Source organism: Cellulosimicrobium sp. PMB13 (genome assembly GCF_051294865.1).
Lineage (GTDB): Bacteria > Actinomycetota > Actinomycetes > Actinomycetales > Cellulomonadaceae > Cellulosimicrobium.
In genome coordinates, this window is sequence record NZ_CP145910.1 from 1,259,611 (window position 1) to 1,279,364 (window position 19,754).

16 protein-coding genes are annotated in these 19,754 nt (G+C 74.7%); 9 read left to right on the plus strand and 7 right to left on the minus strand.

Annotation, left to right across the window (positions count from 1 at the left end):
* Positions 1-48: 48 nt before the first annotated feature.
* Positions 49-1,137: a hypothetical protein gene (locus V5D56_RS05885; protein ID WP_435738120.1), complete on the minus strand. Its 1,089-nt coding sequence runs from the start codon at positions 1,135-1,137 to the stop codon at positions 49-51.
* A gap of 210 nt (positions 1,138-1,347) precedes the next feature.
* Between V5D56_RS05885 and V5D56_RS05890 the strand changes: the two genes are divergently transcribed.
* The 4 genes from V5D56_RS05890 (at position 1,348) to V5D56_RS05905 (ending at position 7,829) form a co-directional block, all read left to right on the plus strand.
* Positions 1,348-4,221 (plus strand): MMPL family transporter, encoded by a 2,874-nt coding sequence (locus tag V5D56_RS05890; RefSeq protein ID WP_435738121.1) that lies wholly within the window; start codon positions 1,348-1,350, stop codon positions 4,219-4,221.
* Complete coding sequence (locus V5D56_RS05895) at positions 4,218-6,347, plus strand: YhgE/Pip domain-containing protein (RefSeq protein WP_435738122.1); 2,130 nt, start codon at positions 4,218-4,220, stop codon at positions 6,345-6,347. Before V5D56_RS05890 ends, V5D56_RS05895 begins: the two co-directional genes overlap by 4 nt.
* Positions 6,348-6,425: 78 nt before the next feature.
* Positions 6,426-7,484, plus strand: coding sequence for a hypothetical protein (locus tag V5D56_RS05900; protein ID WP_435738123.1), 1,059 nt, complete (start codon positions 6,426-6,428; stop codon positions 7,482-7,484).
* Between the two features lie 78 nt (positions 7,485-7,562).
* The gene (locus V5D56_RS05905) at positions 7,563-7,829 is read left to right on the plus strand and encodes a hypothetical protein (RefSeq protein WP_435738124.1); all 267 of its coding nucleotides are present in this window, start codon (positions 7,563-7,565) and stop codon (positions 7,827-7,829) included.
* Between the two features lie 20 nt (positions 7,830-7,849).
* Here V5D56_RS05905 and V5D56_RS05910 read toward each other — a convergent pair whose 3' ends face one another.
* Entirely contained in the window at positions 7,850-9,076 is a 1,227-nt protein-coding gene (locus V5D56_RS05910) for an alpha/beta hydrolase family protein (RefSeq protein WP_435738125.1), read from the minus strand.
* Positions 9,077-9,154: 78 nt separating this feature from the next.
* Between V5D56_RS05910 and V5D56_RS05915 the strand changes: the two genes are divergently transcribed.
* Positions 9,155-11,242: an NHL domain-containing thioredoxin family protein gene (locus tag V5D56_RS05915; protein ID WP_435738126.1), complete on the plus strand. Its 2,088-nt coding sequence runs from the start codon at positions 9,155-9,157 to the stop codon at positions 11,240-11,242.
* A 123-nt stretch (positions 11,243-11,365) separates the two neighbouring features.
* Here the strand turns inward: V5D56_RS05915 and V5D56_RS05920 are convergent, their stop codons facing one another.
* Positions 11,366-11,839 (minus strand): PTS sugar transporter subunit IIA, encoded by a 474-nt coding sequence (locus V5D56_RS05920; RefSeq protein ID WP_435738127.1) that lies wholly within the window; start codon positions 11,837-11,839, stop codon positions 11,366-11,368.
* Positions 11,836-12,105 (minus strand): HPr family phosphocarrier protein, encoded by a 270-nt coding sequence (locus V5D56_RS05925; protein WP_435738128.1) that lies wholly within the window; start codon positions 12,103-12,105, stop codon positions 11,836-11,838. Before V5D56_RS05925 ends, V5D56_RS05920 begins: the two co-directional genes overlap by 4 nt.
* A gap of 111 nt (positions 12,106-12,216) precedes the next feature.
* Here V5D56_RS05925 and V5D56_RS05930 point away from each other — a divergent pair, with 111 nt between their 5' ends.
* A complete protein-coding gene (locus V5D56_RS05930; protein WP_435738129.1) occupies positions 12,217-13,101 on the plus strand; it encodes a sugar phosphate isomerase/epimerase family protein in 885 nt (294 codons plus the stop codon).
* 62 nt (positions 13,102-13,163) lie between these two features.
* Here V5D56_RS05930 and V5D56_RS05935 read toward each other — a convergent pair whose 3' ends face one another.
* Entirely contained in the window at positions 13,164-14,642 is a 1,479-nt protein-coding gene (locus tag V5D56_RS05935) for a ThuA domain-containing protein (protein WP_435738130.1), read from the minus strand.
* A gap of 260 nt (positions 14,643-14,902) precedes the next feature.
* A complete protein-coding gene (locus tag V5D56_RS05940) occupies positions 14,903-15,625 on the minus strand; it encodes a class I SAM-dependent methyltransferase (protein WP_435738131.1) in 723 nt (240 codons plus the stop codon).
* 96 nt (positions 15,626-15,721) lie between these two features.
* Here V5D56_RS05940 and V5D56_RS05945 point away from each other — a divergent pair, with 96 nt between their 5' ends.
* Entirely contained in the window at positions 15,722-17,137 is a 1,416-nt protein-coding gene (locus V5D56_RS05945) for an MFS transporter (protein WP_435738132.1), read from the plus strand.
* 61 nt (positions 17,138-17,198) lie between these two features.
* Here the strand turns inward: V5D56_RS05945 and V5D56_RS05950 are convergent, their stop codons facing one another.
* On the minus strand, positions 17,199-17,696 hold the full coding sequence (locus V5D56_RS05950) for a winged helix-turn-helix transcriptional regulator (RefSeq protein ID WP_435738133.1): 498 nt from the start codon (positions 17,694-17,696) through the stop codon (positions 17,199-17,201).
* A gap of 192 nt (positions 17,697-17,888) precedes the next feature.
* Here V5D56_RS05950 and V5D56_RS05955 point away from each other — a divergent pair, with 192 nt between their 5' ends.
* The gene (locus tag V5D56_RS05955; protein WP_435738134.1) at positions 17,889-18,824 is read left to right on the plus strand and encodes an NAD(P)-dependent oxidoreductase; all 936 of its coding nucleotides are present in this window, start codon (positions 17,889-17,891) and stop codon (positions 18,822-18,824) included.
* Entirely contained in the window at positions 18,821-19,747 is a 927-nt protein-coding gene (locus tag V5D56_RS05960) for an NAD(P)-dependent oxidoreductase (protein WP_435738135.1), read from the plus strand. Before V5D56_RS05955 ends, V5D56_RS05960 begins: the two co-directional genes overlap by 4 nt.
* The last annotated feature ends 7 nt before the right edge of the window (positions 19,748-19,754 follow it).

Sequence of the window (19,754 nt, forward strand, 5' to 3'; positions counted from 1 at the left end):
GGTCCGGCCGGCGGTGGCTCCGCTCGGCCGGGTGCGGTGGACGGACGGTCAGGCGAGCACGCCGCCCCGGAACCAGGCGGTCGCGCCCCGGTCGATGAGGACCGTCCCGCGGGGCCCGGCGGCGGTGATCGCGTTGACCCACAGCTCTTCGAGCCGCGCGCGGGCCGCGGCGACGCCCTCGTCGCGGGCGAGGAGCGCGAGGAGCTTCGTGGTGCCGGAGACGGTGTAGGCGCCGAGCTCGACGCGCGCGGCCCGCGCGAGGAAGCCGGGCACGTCGGCGCGGACGCGGCGGACCGCTGCGAGGAGGTCGGGGTGCTGCTCGACGAGGCCGAGGGTCGCGGGGTCGTCGAGGAAGCGCGCGAGCGCGTCTGTCGAGTCCAGCAGGCGGCGCGACTCCACGACGACGTGGAAGTTCTCCACAGGCTTGGTCACGGGGACGTCGGTGCCCGCGTCGATGTCGAGGACGGTCCACAGGAGCATGTCACGCAGGTTGCCGGGCCAGATCTTCTGGTTTGTCGTCGGGTGCGTGCCGGACCCGGCGTAGGCGGCGCTCGTCTCGCTGTTGGTGGAGAACGAGTACACGCGCAGCCCGTCCTGCGCGACGGCGCGCGTCACCTCGACCTCGCGCGCGACCCTGCCGAGCGTGACGATGCCGGTCCCGCCCGAGCGGTGCACGACGGCCGCGAGGTCGTGCAGCAGGTCCAGCGTCGCGACGCCGTCGGGCTGTCCGTCGACGCTCAGACCCCACTGGCCCGTGCGGTCGAGCGCGATGCTGAACGGGTCGACGACGAGCTCGAGCCCTCTGTCCCGGGCCGCGACGGCGAGGCCTGCCACCGCTCCCACCCACGACTCGCGCCGCCTCGCCCAGGCACCGAGGTCCGGGACGGTGTCGTCGAGGAGACGGACCACGACCCCTCGCAGCCCGAGCGTGGCGACCTCCGCGAGGCGCGCCGCGGCGGCCGCCGTGCCGAGCCGCTCGTAGCCGGGGATGCTCCGACTGGGCAGCGCGGACCGCGCGTCGAGCCGCAGGTCCACGTCGAGCGGTTGCAGGAACGTGCCCGGGTCGATCGTCACGTCGCGTGCTTCGGTCAGTCGCCGCGACATGCCCGCGGCCCGCATCGTGGCAGACGCCTTCATCTGTCCTCCCCCAGAGGTTCGTCACGCTAGGGGTGGTGGTGGGAGCGCTGCCACATCTGTTCGCATGGTGGACATGTCGACGTCCAGGACGGCTCGCAGCGGCACCCGGTGCCGGGCGAGGCAGCGGAACGGGCTCGACGACGCCAGGCCTGTCCCGAGTGCAGCGGCGTATCGTCAGAGCACTCCCGTCGACACGGTCCGGAGGCCGCGGTGTCCTCAGCGCTCTACTCCCTCGGCCGCTGGGCCGTCCACGCACGCCGTCTCGTGCTGCTGGCGTGGGTCGGGATCCTCGTGGTCGTCGGTGGCCTCGCCGGTCTCGTCCAGCAGGGCCTCGACGACGCGGTCACCATCCCCGGCACCGAGTCGCAGGCGGCGCTCGACCGGCTCGCCGCGACCTTCCCCCAGGTCAGCGGCGCGAGCGCCCAGGTCATCGTGGTCGCGCCCGACGGCTCGACCATCGAGGACGACGCCGTGCGCGGACCCGTCGAGGACGCCGTCGACGCGCTGGGTGCCGTCGACCACGTCGCCGGGGTCACGTCGCCCTATGACGACACGGTGCCCGCGTCCGTCAGCGACGACGGGACCGCCGCGCTCCTGACGGTCCAGCTCGACCAGGGCGAGAGCGAGGTCGCGGACGCGACGAAGGACGCGCTCGGCAGCGCGGTCGACGACCTCGGGACTGCGCTCCCCGACGGCGCGCATGCGTCCCTCGGCGGTCAGCTCTTCAGCACCGAGTTCCCGACGCTCACCGTCACCGAGGCGCTCGGGCTGCTCGTCGCGCTCGTGGTGCTCGTCATCACGTTCGGCTCGTTCGTCGCCGCCGGCCTGCCGCTGCTCAACGCCGCGATGGGCGTCGGCGTGACCATGGGCCTGCTGTTCGCCGCGACCGCGGTCGCCCAGATCAACTCGACCACCCCGATGCTCGCCGTGATGCTCGGGCTCGCCGTCGGCATCGACTACGCGCTGTTCATCGTCTCGCGCCACCGCGACGAGCTGGCCACCGGCCTCCCGGTCGACGAGGCGGCCGCACGGTCCGTCGCGACGGGCGGCTCCGCCGTCATCTTCGCCGGCCTCACCGTGATGATCGCGCTCGTCGGCCTCGGCGTCGCGGGCATCCCGTTCCTCACCGTCATGGGTGTCGCCGCTGCCGTCGGCGTCGGCCTCGCCGTCCTCGTCTCGGTCACGCTCCTGCCCGCGATGCTCGGCTTCGCGGGCGAGCGCCTCCGGCCGAAGGCGCCCCGAGCGCGTCGACGGGGCCGTCGTAGCGCGGCGGCCGCGCGGAGGGCCGGGTCGCCTCCCGAGGGATCGTCTGCGTCAGACACGACCACCGGCACGAAGCCGACCGCGACGACCGGGGTCCAGCACCACAACCGGTTCTTCGCGGGCTGGGTGCGGACCGTGACGCGGGTGCCGCTGCTGACGGTCCTGATCGTGCTGGCAGGCCTCGTGCTGCTGACGCTCCCCGCGAAGGACCTGCGGCTCGCGCTGCCCGACGCGGGGACGCTTCCCGAGGACAACCAGGCGCGCGTCACGTACGACCTCGTCTCGGAGCACTTCGGGCCGGGCTTCAACGGCCCGCTCATCGTGACGGGCACGATCGTCACGTCGACGGACCCGGTGGGCCTGATGGACGACCTGGCCGACGAGATCGGCGACCTGCCCGGCGTCGCCGACGTCCCGCTCGCCACGCCGAACCCGAGCGCGGACACGGGGATCGTCCAGGTGATCCCCACGGGAGCGCCGGACTCCGAGGAGACGAAGGACCTCGTCACGCAGATCCGCTCGCAGCACGACCACTTCCTGGACGAGTACGGCGTCGACCTGTCGGTCACGGGGTTCACGGCCGTCGGGATCGACGTGTCGGACAAGCTGGGTGCGGCGCTCCTGCCGTTCGCGCTCGTCGTCGTGGGGCTGTCGCTCGTGCTGCTGACGATGGTGTTCCGCTCGATCGCGGTCCCGATCAAGGCGACGGTCGGCTACCTGTTCTCGGTCGGCGCGGCGTTCGGCGTCGTGACGCTCGTGTTCGAGCACGGGGTGCTGGCGGACGCGCTGAACGTCACGCGGCTGGGCCCGGTGATCAGCTTCATGCCGATCGTCCTCATGGGCGTCCTGTTCGGCCTCGCCATGGACTACGAGGTGTTCCTCGTCTCGCGCATCCGGGAGGACTACGTCCACTCCGGCCAGGCGCGACGGTCGATCTCGACGGGCTTCCAGGCGTCCGCCAAGGTCGTCACCGCGGCGGCGATCATCATGTTCGCCGTCTTCGTGGCGTTCGTGCCCGAGGGGGACATGAGCCTCAAGCCCATCGCGCTCGGGCTCGCGGTCGGCGTTCTGGTCGACGCGTTCCTCGTGCGCATGACCCTCGTGCCGGCGGTGCTCGCCCTGCTCGGCGACCGCGCGTGGTGGATGCCGCGCCGGCTCGACCGCGTCCTGCCGTCGTTCGACGTCGAGGGCGAGGGGCTCGCGCGCGAGCTCGAGCTGCGCGACTGGCCCGAGCCCGGCGCGACGGACCCCGTCGTCGCGCACGCGCTCGAGGTCGCGGGTCCGCGGGGGCCGCTCGCCGCGCCCGTCACGGTCCGCGTGCCCGACGGCGGCACGCTGGTCGTGCACGGGGCGTCGCCCGCCGCGGTGACCGGCGTGGCGCTCGCGCTCGCCGGGCGCCTCAGGCCGTCGGCCGGAGCGCTCAAGGTCACGGGCCTCGTGCTCCCCGAGCGCGCGTCGGCCGTGCGGCGTCGGGTCGCCGTCGTCGACCTCGCCGCGGACGCCGCGGCGCTGCCCGGCGACGCCCCGGCACCTGCGGCGCACCGCACGCACGCCGCTGCCGCCGTCGGCGCCGTGCTCGCCGAGCGCCCGCGCGTCGTCGTGGTGCTCGGGACGGACGCGGTGTCCGCGCCCGAGGAGCGCGCAAAGCTCGCGGCGGCGCTCGAGCGGGGGAGCGCCGCGGGGTCCGCGGTCGTCCTCGGGTCGGTCGGCGCCTTCCCGTCCGACCTGGCCCCACCGGGGTCGCAGGTGCTCGACCTGCAACCGCCTGCGCCCGCCCTCGCCGCGGAGGCACCGACCGACCTCGAGGAGGTCCGCGCATGAGCGCCGCCGTCCCGGGCCCCGGCCCGCGCGCCGCCCGCGGCCGCAGGGCCTGGACCGTCGCCGCCGCCGTCGCGCTGCCCCTCGTCGTCCTCGGCCTGCTCCTGTGGGCGCTGTGGGACCCGCAGGAGCGGCTCGACACCGTCCAGGCGGCGATCGTCAACCACGACGAGCCCGTCGAGATCGACGGGCAGACCGTGCCGCTCGGGCGACAGCTCACGGCCGGACTCGTGAGCGGCGGGGCCGCGTCGTCCGACACGGGACCGGTCGCGGTCCAGCCGGCGGCCGGCACGACCAACTACGACTGGGTCGTCACCGACTCGGCGGACGCGTCGACGGGCCTCGCCGACGGCACGTACGCCGCCGTCGTGACGATCCCCGAGAACTTCTCCGCGGCGGCCACGTCGTTCGGCGGCGACGACCCGTCGGCGGCGACGCAGGCCACGCTCTCGGTCGAGACCGCGCCCGGCGGACGCGCCGTCGACGAGGCGCTCGCGCGCATCGTCACGACGACGGCGACGACGGTCCTCGGCCAGACCCTCACGGAGAACTACGTCGACGGCGTCCTCGTCGGCTTCACGACCCTGAACGAGCAGCTCGGCGAGGCCGCCGACGGCGCGACCCAGCTCGCCGACGGCGCGTCCGACGCGAACGACGGCGCTGTCCAGCTCGCCGACGGCGCCGGCCAGGTCGCGACGGGGGCGGACCAGCTCGCCTCGGGGGTCGGCGAGCTCGCCGCCGGGGCGGACGAGCTCGCGGCCGGGACGTCGCAGGGCGCCGGCGGCGCGGCGGCGCTCGCCGAGGGCGCCGGCGCGCTGTCCGGCGGGGTCCAGGGCGTGGCCGACGGCGCCGCGCAGCTCTCCTCGGGCGTGGCCGCGCTCGGGACGGGGGTCGCGCCGCTGCCCGCGCAGGCGACGGAGCTCGCCGACGGCGCGCAGCAGGTGTCCGACGGCGTCGGGCGGCTCGTGCAGGAGAACGTCACGGGCCTCGAGGCGGCGAAGCGGGCGGCGGGCTGCGCCGACGACCCGACCTCCGACGTGTGCCAGCGGCTCGACGCCCAGATCGCCGAGCTCCGGCAGCTCGCCGGCGCGGCGCAGCAGGTCGCCGACGGGAACGCCGCGCTCGCGGGCGACCCGGCGTCGTCGACCGGTCTGTACGGCCTCGCGGCGGGCGTCCAGCAGCTCACGGGTGCGTCCCAGCAGCTCGCCGACGGCGCGGCCCAGGCTGCGGCCGGGGCGTCCGGTCTCGCGACCGGCGCCGACGACCTCGCCGCCGGGCTCGACCAGCTCGACGCGGGCGCGTCCGGGCTCGCGGCGGGCGTCGGCGAGCTCTCGACGGGGGCGGACCAGCTCGCCACCGGTACCCAGGGGCTCGCGACAGGCGCGACCGACCTGGCCGGCGGCGTCGGGCAGCTCGCCGACGGGTCCTCCGACCTCGCGGACGGCTTGGGCGAGGCGGTCGACCAGGTGCCCTCGTACACCGACGACGAGGCCACGCACCTCGCGTCGGTCGTGGCGAACCCGGTCGAGGCGCCCGGGACGGAAGGTCTCGGCACCGGCTCCACGGGTCCGCTGTTCGCGGTGCTCGCGCTGTGGCTCGGGGCGCTCGCCGTGTTCGTCGCCTTCCCGCCCGTGCCGGCGCAGCTCCTCGGGTCGACGCGCGGCGCCGGTCGCCTCGCGCTCCGGGCCCTCGCCCTGCCCGCCGGCATCGGTGTCGCCACGGGTCTCGTCGTGGGCGGCGTGCTGGCCGCCGTCGAGGACGCGAGCCTCGGCGGGTGGCTCGGGCTGCTCGCCCTCGGGGCGCTCTCGTCGGTCGTCTTCGTCGCGCTCAACCAGGCGCTCGCGGCGCTGCTGGGCAACGTCGGGCGCGCGCTGAGCCTGCTCGTCGCGGTGCTGCTCGTCGCGACGGGGATCGTCGCGACGGTCCCTGCGGCGCTCACCGGCCTGCGCGACCTGCTGCCCGTCGGGTCCGCGCTCGGCGCGTTCACCGCGGTCGTCGAACCCGGCGCGACCGGAGGAGCGGGTGACGTGGTGTCGCTGGTGATCTGGGGGCTCGTGTCGGTCGCGGTGACGACCCTCGTGGTCGCCCGGCGCCGGACCGTGCGCGTGGAGCAGCTCCTGCGCGCCTGACACCGGCGCGTCGCGGCGCCCGTGTGGGCGGCGGACGCGAGACTCTCTCGGGCAGGCGGCGAGAGGGGACGGTGCGACATGGACCAGCAGAAGGCACGGGAGATCAAGACGCAGCTCGTGGACTACGCGCGCGAGCTCGCGGAGCGCAGCGGCGCGGTCATCGAGGCGAGCGGGGCGCCCGACGGCGCGGTGGACGCGGTCCGCGCCCCGACGCTCGCGCTCGGGCTCGCCCCGCGCGACGGCGGCGGGTACGCGATCGCGGTCCGGTACCGGCTCGGCGTGTCGGCGGCACGCAGCATCGCGCGCAAGGTCGCGTCGGAGGCCGGGGACACGGTCGACGTGCGTCGCACGGGGCGCATCCGTCCGCTCGCGGCGCCGGACGCGGCGGACCCGTCGGCACCGGGCCTGCGCCCGCCCGTCGTGACGGCGCAGGCCTCGGGCGAGACCGGTCGTGCGCGGCCGCTGCGACCCGGCGTGTCGATCGCGAACGTCGACGTGACCGCCGGGACGCTGGGTGCGTTCGTCCGGGCGACGACGCCCGTCGAGGGCGCTGCTGCGGACGCCGTCTACGCGCTGTCGAACTGGCACGTGCTGGCGGGCTCGACGGCCGCGGAGGTCGGGGACGTCGTCGTGCAGCCGGGGCCCGCCGACGGCGGCGGCCCGCGGGACCGGGTCGGCACGCTCGCGCGCCTCGTGCCGCTCACGGCGGGCGAGACGCAGACGGTCGACGCGGCGATCGCGCTGCTCGACGACGCCGAGGTGGACCCCGAGTACCCCGTGGGACGCATCACGACGACGGCGCGGGCCGAGGGCGGGGAGGCGGTCGGCAAGATCGGCCGCACCACGTCGGTCACGGCGGGGCGGGTCACGGCGATCGAGCTCGACGACGTGGTGGTCGGCTACGGCGACGAGCTCGGCGCGCTGCGCTTCGACGACCAGATCGAGGTCGAGTCCACGGGCACCGGCCCGTTCTCGCGCGGCGGCGACTCGGGATCGCTCGTGTACCGGGAGGACGGCGTGGCGCTCGGGCTGCTGTTCGCCGGGTCCGAGACCGGCGGGACGAACGGGTCCGGCCTCACGTACTGCAACGCGATCGACACGGTGCTCGAGCGGCTGGGCGTGACGCTGCTGGGGTGACGGCCCGGGCCGCAGCGACCTCCGTCCCGTGACCTCGCGGGCCGCAGGGTCCACAATGGGTCGAGGAGGTGGTGCCTCGTGGCGACCCTCGAACGAGCCCGCGACGCCAAGACGATGCTCCGCGACGAGATCGCCGGCACGGACGGTGTGACCGGCGTGGGCCTGACCCGCGTCGGGAGAGCGGAGGCTCCGCGACCCGACGGCCGCGTGCAGCAGGTCGGCGACGACTGGGCGCTACGGGTCAACGTGACGTCGCACGACGTCGTCGTCCCGCAGTCCGTGGACGGCGTGGACGTCGAGGTCCGCGTCGTCGGTGCCGTGACGCCGAGCACGTCGGGGAGCTGAGCGTACGGGGAGGCCGAGCCTCAGCCGCCGAGGCGGTCGTCGAGCCAGTCGAAGACCCGCTGCTCCGTGAGCGCGCGGGCGAGGGGCTGGCAGTGGTAGTTCGCCCCTTCCGCCGCCGTGAACCGCACGACCGTCGCGACGTCGGGTGCGAGCCGCGCGAGCTCCTCCGACTGCCCCGGCCAGAACTGCTCGTCCTCGGGGTCGGTGAGGAGCAGTGGCGTCGTGATGCGCGCGGCGACGTCCCGCGCGTCGTACCGCCGCACCTCGCGCATCGTCGCGGCGTAGCCCTCGACGCCGTACGGGCGTGCACGGAACCGCCACGTCCGGGCCGTCGCCTTCGACAGCCGCATGCCGAGCTCCATGTCGCGGTCGAACGCGTGGTCGTCACCCTTGTCGAGGAGCTTGAGCAGGCTCTTGGGCACCTGCTTCTCCCACGAGGCGGCGACGTCGACGACGCCCGGGTCGAGGACCGCCGCCACGGGTCGGTGCTCGAACGCGAGGGCGCGCGCCACCCAGTAGCCCGCCTGGCTGATGCCGTAGACCGCGATCCGGTCCGCGTCGACGTCGGGGTGGGCGGCGAGCGCGTCGACCACCGGCGTGAGGACGGCCTCGAAGTCGGGGCGGAACGAGACGCCGTGCTCGAACAGCATCGACTGCTGCCCGGGGCCGTCGAACACCAGCGCGTGGTAGCCGCGGGCCAGCGCGCCGTGCACGCACGCGCTCCACAGCGACGGCAGCGAACCGTCCGAGCCGTTGACGGCGACGACCACCGGCCTCGGGCCGTCGGCCTCGGACCTCGCTGCCGCGCGGAACAGGTAGCCCGGCAGGGTCCTGCCCTCGTAGGGGATCGCGACGCGCTCGACGTCGAGGCCGGACGTGTCGACCCACCGATCCCACTGTGCGCGGTGCTTGCGGAACGTTGTGAGCAGCGCGTCCTCGGACTCCAGCGCCGCCACCGCGTTCACGGCGACGGCGTAGTACGTGGCCGCGCGCAGCGACGTCGCGGCGGCGCTCGTGCGGTGGCCGGCCTGTGCTGCGTCGTCGGCCTGGCCCGCGACGCGGTCGCCCAGGTCGGACCACGCGGCAAACCACGCGTCGTGGTCCTTCTCCTTGACGCCCCCAACGGCGGCGAGCACCTCTCCGACGTCGGACGCACCGGAGAACGCATGGCCCAGGACCGTGCGGATCTCGTAGTCGAGGTCGTGGCTGCCGGAGAACCCGGCCGTGAACGGGTCGTGACCGGACATGATGCCCCCTCGCCGACGGGTCGGACGTCTCCCAGGGTGCTCCTCCCCGGGAGATCCGACCAGCGGGGACAATGAGGCGTGACATCTCGCGCTCCCCGGTCGACCACCACCCGTCTGCCCCGTGTCCGGGCCTCCGAGCTGCGCGGTCGCGGCTGGCTCAACACCGGCGGCAAGGACGTGGCCCTCGCCGACCTGCGCGGCAAGGTCGTGATCCTCGACTTCTGGACGTTCTGCTGCATCAACTGCCTCCACGTGCTCGACGAGCTGCGCGAGCTCGAGGAGGCGCACCGCGACGAGCTCGTGATCATCGGCGTGCACTCGCCGAAGTTCGAGCACGAGGCCGACCCCGAGGCGCTGGCTGCTGCCGTCGAGCGGTACGAGGTGCACCACCCCGTGCTCGACGACCCCGAGCTCGTCACCTGGTCCGCGTACACCGCGCGCGCCTGGCCGACGCTCGTCGTCATCGACCCCGAGGGGTACGTCGTCGCGCAGATGGCAGGGGAGGGCCACGCCTCGGCGATCGCGGCGCTCGTCGACGAGCTCGTCGCGGAGCACGACTCCCGCGGCACCCTCCATCGTGGCTCAGGCCCCTACGTCCCTCCCGCCCCGACCTCGGGAACGCTGCGGTTCCCTGCCAAGGCGATCACGCTCCCGGGCGGGAACCTGCTCGTCGCCGACGCCGGCCACCACTCGCTCGTCGAGCTCGCGCCCGACGCCGAGACGCTCGTCCGGCGCATCGGGACCGGCGAGCGCGGGCTCGTCGACGACGCGCCCGACGTCGCGCGGTTCAGCGAGCCGAACGGGCTGTGCCTCGTTCCGGAGGAGCTGCGATCGTCGCTCGAGTACGACGTGCTCGTCGCCGACACGGTGAACCACGCGCTGCGGGGCGTGCGGTTGTCGGACGGCGTCGTGACGACCGTCGCGGGGACCGGTGAGCAGTTCATGGTCGGTGGGGTCGAGAACGTCGTGCTGGCTCGTGGGGATGTGGCCGCCCCCGACTCCCACCTCTCGCCGGACCGTCGCCTCGGTCCCTTCGACGCAGGTGTCACGTACGAGCCGCTCGACGTGAAGCTGTCGTCGCCGTGGGACGTGGCGTGGTCCGGCGAGCTGGGCGGTTTCGTCGTCGCGATGGCCGGGAACCACACCCTGTGGGCCTTCGACGGGTTGGGGAAGATCGGGCTGCTCGCCGGGACGATGAACGAGGGGCTCGAGGACGGGCCCGGTGAGATTGCGTGGTTCGCGCAGCCGTCCGGGTTGGCCGTTGCTGCTGACGGGGCCGTCTGGGTCGCCGACGCCGAGACGTCGGCGCTGCGCCGTGTCGACGGGCTGCGTGGCGGGGCCGCCGTCGTGCCGGACGGCGTGACGGTACGGACCGCCGTCGGGCAGGGGCTGTTCGACTTCGGGCACCGGGACGGGCCGACCGATCAGGCGCTGTTCCAGCACCCGCTGGGGGTCGCGGTGCTGCCCGACGGGAGCGTGGTCGTCGCCGACACGTACGACGGCGCGATCCGCCGGGTCGTGCTCGACGACTCGGGGCCGGGCGCCGACGTCGGGGACGACGCCGCGGGCACGCGGCTCGCGGGCGAGGTCACGACGCTGGCGACGGGACTCGCCGAGCCGAGCGACGTCGTCGTGCAGGTGGTCGAGGACGTCGACGGGCCGGCGCAGGTGCACCTGCTCGTCGTCGAGTCGGCGGCGCACCGGATCACGCGCGTGGCGCTGCCTGCGGGTCTGGCGGGCGAGGTGCTCGACGGCGGTGCGCACCGGACCCAGCGGCCCGTCACCGAGATCGCGGCCGGGGCCCTGCGGCTCGACGTGCCGTTCGTGCCTGCGCCCGGCCAGAAGCTCGACGACCGGTTCGGGCCGTCGACCGAGCTCCGCGTGAGCGCGACGCCGCCCGAGCTGCTGCTCTCCGGCGGGGGCACGGGCACCGACCTCCACCGCGACCTCGCGGTCAACCCCGCCGTGGCCGAGGGCGTCCTGCACGTGACCGCACGGGCGGCGTCGTGCGACGTCGTGCCGCTCGGACCCGACGGCCAGCCGGACCCGGACGTCTTCCCCGCGTGCCACCTCGCGCAGCAGGACTGGGGCGTCCCGGTGCGCGTCGTCGCCGGGGACGACGCGCCGGGAACCGTCCCGGAGCTCACGCTCCCGCTGCGCGGCTGACGACGAACCCCGGTCTACGCGGCACCCCTCGCTGCCGAACCCCGGGTTGTGCGCCAGAGATCGGCCTGAGCGACGCACAACCCGGGGTTCGGCACGCTGGGCGACCCGGGGTTCGTGAGCCCGTCACCCCCAGGTGAGCAGCTCCTCGCCGTGGGAGGCCCACGCGCCGGTCGCGGCGAGGGGCGTCACGTCGTCGGGCGCCGCCTCCAGCGCGACGACGGGGCACACCGCGGACCGGCCGCCAGCCCGGACGGCGGCGGGGTCCCACGAGACGAGCACGGTCCCGCGCTCGACGTGGTCGCCCTGCGCGACGTGCGTCGTGAAGCCCTCGCCGCCGAGCTGCACCGTGTCGATGCCGAGGTGCACGAGGACGGCACGGCCGTCGTCGTGCTGGACGACGAACGCGTGGGGGTGCAGCTTGACGACCGTCCCGGTGATCGGGGCGACGGCGACGCTCCCCTGGGCGTCGTCCGGCTCGACGGCGAGTCCCGGCCCGACGAGACCGGCGGAGAACACGGGGTCGTCGACCTCGCTCACGTCGACGACGGTGCCGGTCACGGGCGCGAGGACGGTCAGCAGGCTCGCTGTCGCCGTCACGCGACCGCCCCCTGCCCCAGGAACGAGACCAGCGCGTCGAGGGACGCCGCAGCGTCCGCACCGTCCTCGGCCGTGCTCAGGACGACCTCCTCGCCCGGACCGACGCCGAGCGTCAGGACCGCCAGGATGCTCGCCGCAGCGACAGGCTCGCCCCCGGGTCGCGCGATCCCGACGGTGACCGGCCGTGCCGCGGCCTCCTTGACGAAGAGCGCCGCGGGACGGGCGTGCAGCCCTTCCGCGAACGCCACGACGGCGGTGCGCTCCACGGGACCTCCTCGTCGGGTGGCTGGACCTCGCCATCGTACGGAACGCACCCCGGCCCGCACGAGGACGGCTCGCTGGTGTGGGTCGCCGAGGTCGGGTCTAGGGTGGCCCGCATGTCAGACGCGACGACGCCGCGGCCTCCCGCCGAGCCGGGAGAGCCGCGTATCCACGTCACGCTCTCCACCGCCAGCGTCTACCCGCGTCGGGCGGCCTACGCCTTCGAGGCCGCCGCCGACCTGGGCTACGACGGCATGGAGGTCATGGTGTGGTCCGACGAGACCACCCAGGACGCCGCGGCGCTCAACCGGCTCTCCGCCGAGCACGGCATGCCGATCCGCAGCATCCACGCGCCGACGCTCCTCGTGAGCCAGCGCGTGTGGGGGCGCCCGCCGGGGCCCAAGCTGCGGCGCAGCGTCGAGCTGGCCCAGGAGGTCGGGGCGAGCACCGTCGTCGTGCACCCGCCGTTCCGCTGGCAGTACAAGTACGCGCGCGAGTTCGAGGAGCTGGTCCGCGAGCTGGACGAGACCGCGGGCGTGACGATCGCCGTCGAGAACATGTACCCCTGGCGCGGGCGCAAGCGCGAGATGCAGGCGTACCTGCCGGGTTGGGACCCGTCCGAGCACGGCTACGACCACGTCACGCTCGACCTGTCGCACGCGGCCGTCGCCCAGCAGGACGCCCTGATGCTCCTCGACGTGTTCGACGGCCGGCTCGCGCACGTCCACCTGGCCGACGGCTCGTCGTCGATCAAGGACGAGCACCTCGTCCCGGGGCGTGGCGACCAGCCGTGCGACAAGGTGCTCGCCGAGCTCGTGCGGCGCGGGTGGTCGGGCGACGTCGTCGTGGAGATCGCGACGCGCCGCGCGCGGACGGCGGCCGAGCGGAGGGAGGACCTCGCGGCGTCGCTCTTCTTCGCGCGGACCTACCTCACGCCTGACCCGCACCCGGCCTACGAGCCCCCGCCGGGCCACGCGCACCGCCACCTCGACGCCTGGTGACCCTGCCCGGTGCTGCCGGGCTCGCCCGTCGGACGAGGCGAGCCCGGCCCTGAGCGTCCGGGTCAGTCCGAGCCGTAGGCGACCACGGCCTCCTCGGAGACCTGCTCACCGTCGCGCTCCGCGGTGACCGTCACGGTCGCCTCGCCGGCGGGAGCGTCGGCGACGCGCGTCGCGAACGACTGGTAGGCGGACTTCCCGGGTGCGACGTCCTCGAACGTCCTCGTGCCGTACGGCGTGCTGACGGTGACGTCGACCGCCGTCTGCTCGTCGTTGACGACCCGCACCGCGACGAAGTCCCTGCTGCCGAGAGTGCGCAGCTCCGCCTCCGCCGAGAAGGCGAGGTCGACGTCGCCGCCGACCAGCGCGGACTGCCAGTCCGTGAGGTCCGCGAGCTTCGTAGCGAGCAGCGCCGTGTCGCCGGCCTCGTCGGAGAGGCTGTCGACGAGCTCCTGGGCCGCCGCGATCGCCGTCAGCGCCGCCGCGTGGTCGCCGGCGTCGGCCGCAGCCTCCGCGTCGTCGAGGTGGGCGGTGATCCCCGCGACGGCCTCGGCGTCACCGTGGCTCGTGGTGTCGAGCTCCTCGACGATGCCGTCGACCTCGCCGAACGTCACGCAGTTGCCGCCGCCCTCGACGACGCCCGCGGTCCACTCGACGCCCTTGAGGACGTGCTCGCGGAACAGCGGGTCGGTCCACGACTGGTCGGTGTGGCCCGCGCCCTCGTACCAGGAGCGGCCGCCCTCGAAGTTGTGGCACCACGCGAGCGGGTGGTCCTCGCCCATCGCGTTGTTGCCCGGCGAGTACGTCGACTCGTCGAGCGTGATGAGGACGTGCACGTCCTCGCGGGGGTTGGTCGTGTAGTTGTACCACTCGTCGAACCGCTCCCAGACGGCGGGCAGGTGCGCCGTCGACGGGTGCGCCGGGCTCTCGACGCGCATGGTCGCGGTCTGCTGTGCCGGGTGGCTCGCGAAGCGCGCGCCGCCACCGGTGAGCTCGCTGTACCAGGGCACGGTGTGCATCGTGTCGGTCGCGGCGTGGAGGCCGACGAACCCGCCGCCAGACCGGATGTAGCCCTGGAACGCAGCGAGCTCGGCGTCGTCGAGGAGGCGCGGCGTCGCCGGGTTGAGCGAGTTGGTGTTGTCGACCGGCGAGGCGAACACGATCGTCGCGTACTGCTGGAGGTCCTCGGTGCTCGTGAAGGGCGTGCTGTCCATCGTCAGGTCGGGCTGGCCCGGCGAGCCGGTGCCCCACCAGCCGCCCGAGGTGTTCGGCGGGTCCCACACGTCGACCGTGAAGCCGTTCTCCGCACCCAGCTCGATGAGGGTGCGCGTCGTGTCGTCGATGTGGGAGTGCCGGAACCCGAGCGTCTCGCCGACCACGAGGATCTTGTACGGGTCGTCGGCGGCGGCGACCGCGGGTGCGACGGACGCGGCCGGGGTGCTCGACGACGCCGGCGCAGCGAGCGCGACCCCCGTCACGGCCAGGGGCACGGCGACGAGTCCCGCCGCCGCCCGATGGATGGTCTTTCCGTTGAACAAATGCATGCGTGCTTCTCCTCGTCTCGCCGGTGAGCAGTGAGAGCCGTGCTGCCGCGCCGCGGCGGTGCGGTGTCGGTACCCGCCTACTTTTAGCGACAGACATTCAAAAGTCAAGGAAACTGAGCAGCACTTCTGCGCGAGATGTGCCGAGGAGCCGCGGCGCCGATCGAGGCCGCTCTCGCTGCCGAGCACGGGGTTGTCCACCGTTCTCCGGCGGATCCGGTGGACAACCCCGTGCTCGGCGGTGGCGGATCGCGTGGTCGTCGTCAGCGCGAGGCGACCGCCCAGCGGAACGCGTTGCGCAGCACGTAGCGCCCGTCGTCCTGGCGGAACGGGGCCGCGGCGGTGAGCAGCACGGGCGCGACCTCGGCCCGGTCCTGCGCGTCCGCCCCGGCGGTGAGGGCGTGGACGAGCGAGGTCGCGTCACGCAGGACCATCGGTGTGGCGGTGAGCTGTTCGGCGTCCACCCTGAGGCCGTGCGAGGCGAGCAGGTCGCCCAGGTAGCCCGGCTCGCGGGTCTCGTCGCTCGGCTCGTGGTCGTCGCCAGCGAGCGCCCGCTCGAGCACCGTGAGGTCGTTGCGGTCGTCCTCGGCCCACGTCGCGACGGCGACCCGGCGCCCGACCCGCGCGCACTCGCGCACGGTCTGCCCGACGTCCGTGAACGCCAGCACGTTGATCGCGGTGACGAGGTCGAACGCGTCGTCGGCCCACGGCAGCGCCTCGCCGCTCGCGACCCGCACGTCGCTGTGCGGGCTGCGGGCCAGGGCGAGCGCGACCATCGCCGCGGACGGGTCGCAACCCGCCGTGACCGCGCCCGCGTCGTCGAGCAGCGCGAGGAGCTCGCCCGAGCCGCAGCCGACATCGAGCACCCGCCACCCCGGGGCCAGACCCGCGGCCGCGAGCATCGCCCGCTGCGCCGGCTCGGCGACCGGGGCCCAGTACCGCGCCCAGTCGCCGGCGACGGATGACCAGTCGTCGACGTCGTCCATGCCCCCATCCTCGCCCGGCACCGCTCGGGCGGGGCGGGTGAGACGGGCGGGTGTCCTGGTCGGTCGCCGCGGCCGGGCCGCGTAGGCTCGTCGATCGTGGCCCGGGTCAACGGTCTTCTCGCCGACACGACGCCCCTGCGTGCCTCCGCGCCGTTCCGACGCCTGTGGTGGGGGCTCGGGATCTCCAACCTCGGGTCGCAGCTCACGGTCGTCGCCGTGGGCCTGCAGGTGTACGCGCTCACGGGGTCGTCGCTCGCCGTCGGCGTGCTCGGCGTCTGCGCGCTCGTGCCGCTCGTCGTGCTCGGGCTGTACGGCGGCGCGCTCGTCGACGCCTACGACCGCCGCAAGGTCGCGCTCGCGGCGTCGGCGGCGCTGTGGGTGATCACGAGTCTCGTCGCGCTCCAGGCGTGGCTCCACCTGGACTCGGTCGGGGTGCTCTACGCGCTGGTCGCGGCGCAGTCGGCCGCGTTCGCGATCAACAACCCCGCGCGGTCGGCGATCATCCCGCGCCTCGTCGAGCCACGGCTCCTGCCCGCGGCGAACGCCCTCCAGACGCTCGCGTGGAACGTCGCGCTGACCGTGGGGCCGCTCGGGGGCGCGTTCCTCGTGGCGCTGTGGGGCTACCAGGTTGCGTACACGATCGATGCGGTGCTGTTCTCCGCGGCGCTGTGGGCGGTGTGGCGGCTGCCGGACATCCCGCCCGTGTCCGGGCCGCAGGCCGGCGAGGTGACCCCTGGCCCGGAGACGTCGCTCGGCGGTGACGACGTGTCCGGGGCACAGGTCGCTCCGGTGCCTCGCCCTGACGCGGCGGTGGAGGCCGCGCGTGCCCGACGGCGTCCCCGCGGCCGGGTGGTCGGGTGGCGGTCCGTGGTGGACGGGCTGCGCTACCTCGGGACGCAGCCCAACATCCGCACGACGTTCCTCGTGGACCTCGCGGCGATGGTGCTCGCGTCGCCGCGCGTCCTGCTGCCCGCGGCGGGCGTCGTCTGGCTCGGCGGGGGAGAGGCCACGACCGGGGTCCTCACCGCGGCGTTCGCGGTCGGGGCGGTGCTCGCGAGCGCGTTCTCCGGCGGGCTGTCGCGCGTGCGGTGGCAGGGCCGCGTGATCGTCTGGGCGATCACCGCGTACGGCGCGTCGATCGTGCTGTTCGGGCTCGTGCTGCTCGGCGTCGGCGCGACGTCCCCGACGACCGTCCTCGTCGGGTGGGTCGTCGCCGCGTGCGTCGCGCTCGCGCTCGCCGGGGCGTCGGACGCCGTGAGCTCGGTGTTCCGCCAGACCATCCTCCAGACGGCGGCGCCCGACGAGATGCGCGGTCGCCTGCAGGGAGTGTTCATCGTGGTCGTCGCGGGCGGTCCGCGGCTCGGCGAGCTGGTGCTCGGCGCGCAGTCGACGTGGACCGGTGAGGCGTGGGCCGCCGTCGTCGGCGGGATCGCGTGCGTCGTCGCGCTGTGGCTCGTCGTGCGCGCGCAGCGCCGGTTCTGGCGCTACGACGCCCTGCACCCCGAGCCCTGACGGACCGCTGTCGCCGAGACGTGGGCTTCCGCCTGGAGTCAGCCGATTCGGGGGCGGGAGCTCACGTCTCGGCGGCGACGGTGACCAGGACCGGCGCGCCGAGCCGTTCGATCCGACCGCGCCCCCAGTCGCCGAGCGACTCGAGCGCCGCGTTGAGCGTGCTGCCGTGCTCGGTGAGCGAGTACTCGACGCGCGGCGGCACCTCGGGGAACACCTCGCGCACGAGCAGGCCGTCGGCCTCCATCTCCCGCAGCTGCTGCGCGAGCACCTTGTCGCTCACGCCCGGCAGGCCGCGCTTGAGCTCGGCGTACCGGCGCACGCCGTGGTCCTCCAGCTCCCAGAGGATCAACGACTTCCACTTGCCGCTCACGACGTCCATCGCCGCGTCGAGGCCGCACACGTAGGGACCGCGGCGCGGTGAGCCCGACGGCGCACCCGTCGCCGCCCGGGATCCGTCCGGCCGGGTCGCGCTCTGCCGGGTCTCGCCCGGCCGGGTTCCGTCGTGCCGGGCCTCGCCCGGCCGGTCGTCGAGACCGGGGCGGATCGTCGTCGTCGTCATCGCTCGCTCCTTCGTCGCTGTCCTGCGCGCGCCTCGACCTGGGCGGAGCGCTGACCTGCACGCTCACCTGTGGGTGAGAACCCCACCTCGAAGTGCGTTCTTCCCGGCCGACCGTACGACGGCGAGGGTGGACGGCGAGGGCACGCCGCACCGTCGGCGCCGCCCGGCTCCACCACCCGAACCGGAGGAACGATGCCCGACCACCAGTCCCCACCCGTCACCGTGCTCGGGCTCGGCGCGATGGGCGGCGCGCTCGCCGCCGCGACCGTCGCCGCCGGGCACGCCACCACCGTCTGGAACCGCACACCGGGACGCGCCGACGCGCTCGTCGCCGCCGGGGCGAGCGAGGCGCCGTCGGTGCGCGACGCCGTCGCCGCGTCGCCGCTCGTCGTGGCGGTCCTGCTCGACCGCGCGTCGGTGCACGAGACCCTCGATCCCGTCGTGGACGCGCTCGCGGGCCGGACGCTCGTCAACCTCGTCACGACGACGCCCGAGGAGTCGCGGGAGCTCGCCGCGTGGGCGACGTCCCACGGCATCGACTACCTCGACGGCGGCATCATGGCCGTCCCCGCGATGATCGGCGGGCCGGGCTCCGAGGTCCTTTACAGCGGGTCGCGCGCCGCGTTCGACGCCGCCCGTCCCGTGCTGGACACGTGGGGCGAGAGCACGTGGTTCGGCGAGGACCCCGGCCTCGCGCCGCTCTACGACCTCGCGCTCCTCGCGGGGATGTACGCGATGTTCGCGGGCTTCTTCCACGGTGCCGCGATGGTCGGGACGGCGGGCGTGAGCGCAGCCGACTTCGCGCGCCGCGCGGCGCCCTGGCTCGTCGCGATGACGTCGGGGCTCGCGGAGTACGCGGACGTGATCGACCGCCGCGACTACGCGGGCCCCGGGCAGCAGAGCCTCGAGTTCTCGGACCTCTCGGACATCATCGGCGCGAGCGAGGAGGCCGGGCTCGCGACCGACGTCGTCGCGGCCGTGCAGGGGCTGATCCGGCGCCAGGTCGACGCCGGGCACGGTGCCGACGGCTTCGCACGCACCGTCGAGAGCATCCGCGGCGGCACCACCCCCACCGACAGCACGCCCACCGTCACCACCCCCACCGTCACCGCAGGAGGAACCCGATGAGCACGCCCGCCCCCGTCACCCTGATCGGTCTCGGCCCGATGGGCCAGGCCATGGTCCGCACGCTGCTCGCCGCAGGCCACCCCGTCACCGTGTGGAACCGCACGCCGTCGCGCGCGGACGCGCTCGTGGCCGAGGGTGCGACCCTCGCCGGGTCGCCTGCCGAGGCCGTGGCGGCGAGCGACGTCGTCGTGCTGAGCCTGACGGACTACGCGGCGATGTACGACGTCCTCGGCGCGGCGTCGGACGCGCTGCGCGGACGGACGGTCGTCAACCTCAGCTCCGACACCCCCGGCGCGACGCGCGACGCCGCCCGGTGGGCCCGCGACCACGGCGCGACGCTCGTGACCGGCGGCGTCATGGCACCGGCGCCGATGGTCGGGACCGCGGAGGCCTACGTCTACTACTCCGGACCGGAGGCCGCGTTCCGGGCGCTCGAGCCGATCCTCGCCCTGCTCGGCGCGCCCCGCTACATCGGCGAGGACCCGGGGCTCGCGCAGCTCATGTACCAGGCGCAGCTCGACGTCTTCCTCACGGCGCTGTCCGGCGTCGCGCACGCGGCGGCGCTCGCACAGGCCGCCGGCGTCCCGCCCACGCAGTTCGTCCCGGAGGCGCTGCAGACGCTCGTCACCACGCCGGCGATGATCGGGGGCGACGGCGCGGCGGGCGTCGAGTTCGAGACCGGCGTCCACCCGGGCCACCTGAGCACCGCGACCATGATGGGCGCGACCGCCGCGCACGTCCTCGGGGCGAGCGAGGAGCTGGGCGTCGACACCGCGCTGCCGGGTGCGGTCCTGTCGCACTACGAGCGCGCGCTCGCCGCGGGGCACGGTCGGGACAACTGGACGGCGATCTTCGAGGTGATCAAGGCGGACGCCGACGAGCGCTCCCAGGGTCGCGCGCCGGCTCGACAGATGCGTCGGTAGGGTGGCG